3 protein-coding genes are annotated in these 2108 nt (G+C 59.5%); all 3 read left to right on the top strand.

Annotated features, from left to right (window positions below):
- Positions 1 to 332: 332 nt before the first annotated feature.
- On the top strand, positions 333 to 1133 hold the full coding sequence (fabI, locus tag ACCAA_RS04520; RefSeq protein ID WP_186406054.1) for an enoyl-ACP reductase FabI: 801 nt from the start codon (positions 333 to 335) through the stop codon (positions 1131 to 1133).
- A 143-nt stretch (positions 1134 to 1276) separates the two neighbouring features.
- Positions 1277 to 1537, top strand: a complete 261-nt coding sequence (locus tag ACCAA_RS04525) for a DUF4160 domain-containing protein (RefSeq protein ID WP_186406055.1) — start codon at positions 1277 to 1279, stop codon at positions 1535 to 1537.
- On the top strand, positions 1492 to 1812 hold the full coding sequence (locus ACCAA_RS04530) for a DUF2442 domain-containing protein (protein WP_186406056.1): 321 nt from the start codon (positions 1492 to 1494) through the stop codon (positions 1810 to 1812). Before ACCAA_RS04525 ends, ACCAA_RS04530 begins: the two co-directional genes overlap by 46 nt.
- The last annotated feature ends 296 nt before the right edge of the window (positions 1813 to 2108 follow it).

Here is a 2108-nt window from a genome sequence, read left to right on the forward strand (position 1 = left end):
AAAACAAGAGAATTTTCGTCGCCCTGGGGGTCAGACGCTGGGGGTGTGTGCTCCATAATGCCGGATCTTCTTTCGTGTGAATCACCTTAGGCCGAAGGCCGTAACCCGCCGCTCGAGGCATCCGGTGGCAGGGAATGTCGGGTTACGCTACGCTAACCCGACCTACGATCGTGCCCAAGCCGCTTAGGCCTTTTTGCCCACCACTTTCAATCGCACCGCCCCCGCCCGCCCGACAATCGCCGGCGCCTGGGGCAACTCCTTTATAATGTGCAGGTTAAGCTGATTCGAACCAGATCACCAAACCCAGCCAAAATTCAGTTACAGGAGTAGCCATGGGATTCCTCGCCGACAAGCGCATCCTCATCACCGGTGTGCTGTCCAAACACTCGATCGCTTACGGCATCGCCAGGGCGTGCCACCGGGAAGGCGCCGAGCTGGCTTTCACCTTCCAGAGCGAACGCTTTCAGGATCGCGTCGCCAAGTTCGCCAGGGAATTTGGCAGCACGCTGATCTACCCGTGCGATGTCGCCGAGGACGCGCAGATCGACCAGCTTTTTGCCGACCTCGCCACGCAGTGGGAGGGGCTCGACGGGCTCGTCCATTCGATCGCCTACGCCCCCGGCGAAGCGATCGAAGGCGACTTCCTCGACGGCATCACGCGCGACGCCTTCCGCATCGCGCACGACGTGTCGTCATACAGCTACCCGGCGCTGGCCAAGGCCGCCCGGCCACTGCTCCTGAAAGGCCGCAACCCTGCCCTGCTGGCGCTCTCCTACCTCGGCGCCGAACGGACCCTGCCGAACTACAACACCATGGGTCTGGCCAAAGCCAGCCTTGAGGCCGCCACGCGCTACCTCGCCTTCTGCCTCGGCCCGCAGGGAATCCGCGCCAACGCCATCTCGGCCGGCCCGATCAAGACGCTGGCCGCTTCAGGGATCGGCAATTTCTCGCGTTTGCTCGCCTACAACGCCCACAACGCCCCGCTACGCCGCAACATCACCATCGACGAAGTCGGCAACGCTGCGGCGTTCATGCTCTCGGATCTGGCGAGCGCGATCACGGGCGAGATCATGTATGTCGATGGCGGGCTGAACACGACGGCGCTGGGGAATCCGGATCCGTTGCCGGGGTGAGCAGGGGTGGCGGGCGAGGGATACGACGGAGGGTCGTAGCTCGTAGCCCGGATGGAGCGAACGTGGAATCCGGGACCACAGACGATTCGACATTTGATGTTTCCCCGGATTCCATAACATTCCATCCAGGTTTAGTATCACTGATGCCCACCATTAGCCAATTCTTTGGAATCGTCATCCAGATGTTCTGGCGAGAGCATGCGCCGCCACATTTTCATGCGATGTATGGCGAATACGAGGCACAGATCGACATCCGTACGCTGGAAGTGCTTGTCGGTCGTCTGCCAAGACGGGCGCTGAGCCTGACGATTGAATGGGCGATCGAGCATCGCCGCGAATTGATGGAGGATTGGGATCTATGCCAAACCAGACAACAACCCAAGAGAATCCAGCCGCTGGAGTAACACCCGCCGCTCCTTGGCGTATTCATGCGGTTTCTGTTTTGCCCGATTACCGCTTGGCCGTGACATTTCGAGATGGTAGCTGCGGCGTGATCGACTGTTCATCCGTTCAGACCACGGACAGGCCCGGAATTTTTGGCCCACTTGCTGACCCCGAGTTTTTCCATGCGGTGCGCATCGAATTGGGCGTACTGACCTGGCCGAACGGCGCAGACCTTGATCCGGCCTGGATACATGAGAACATTTCTACAGAAAAAACGTGGTCTGTCCCCTTTTGACCCCTTGGTGGTTTAGCCATGTTGCGCGTGAATCTCCGGGATGCCGTTGCTCTGGCTCGCCAAGTTGAAGCTAGCGGACATGACTTTGAAATACACCCCGAAGAATGAAAGCCAAACCGTAACGACTCAAGATCCCCGACCAAGCGCCAAGAGGTTCAAGGGGGCGTAATGCAAGGTGCAAGCAAACCAAATGCAACAGTGCAAGGACTGCCCCGCGCATGCGCATGATCGGCGGGTGTTACGTCCTCCCCTGGCCAAGGTCTAAGGGCTCCAAATATCCCGCGTACGGTCGGGAA

The organism is Candidatus Accumulibacter aalborgensis, from assembly GCF_900089955.1.
GTDB classification, from domain to species: Bacteria; Pseudomonadota; Gammaproteobacteria; order Burkholderiales; family Rhodocyclaceae; genus Accumulibacter; species Accumulibacter aalborgensis.

What these genes read in the sequence shown, in the direction of transcription:
- ACCAA_RS04530 (WP_186406056.1), top strand. Translation starts at nt 1,492, where the DNA reads ATGCCAAACCAGACAACAACCCAAGAGAATCCAGCCGCTGGAGTAACA.
- ACCAA_RS04525 (WP_186406055.1), top strand. Translation starts at nt 1,277, where the DNA reads ATGCCCACCATTAGCCAATTCTTTGGAATCGTCATCCAGATGTTCTGG.
- fabI (WP_186406054.1), top strand. Translation starts at nt 333, where the DNA reads ATGGGATTCCTCGCCGACAAGCGCATCCTCATCACCGGTGTGCTGTCC.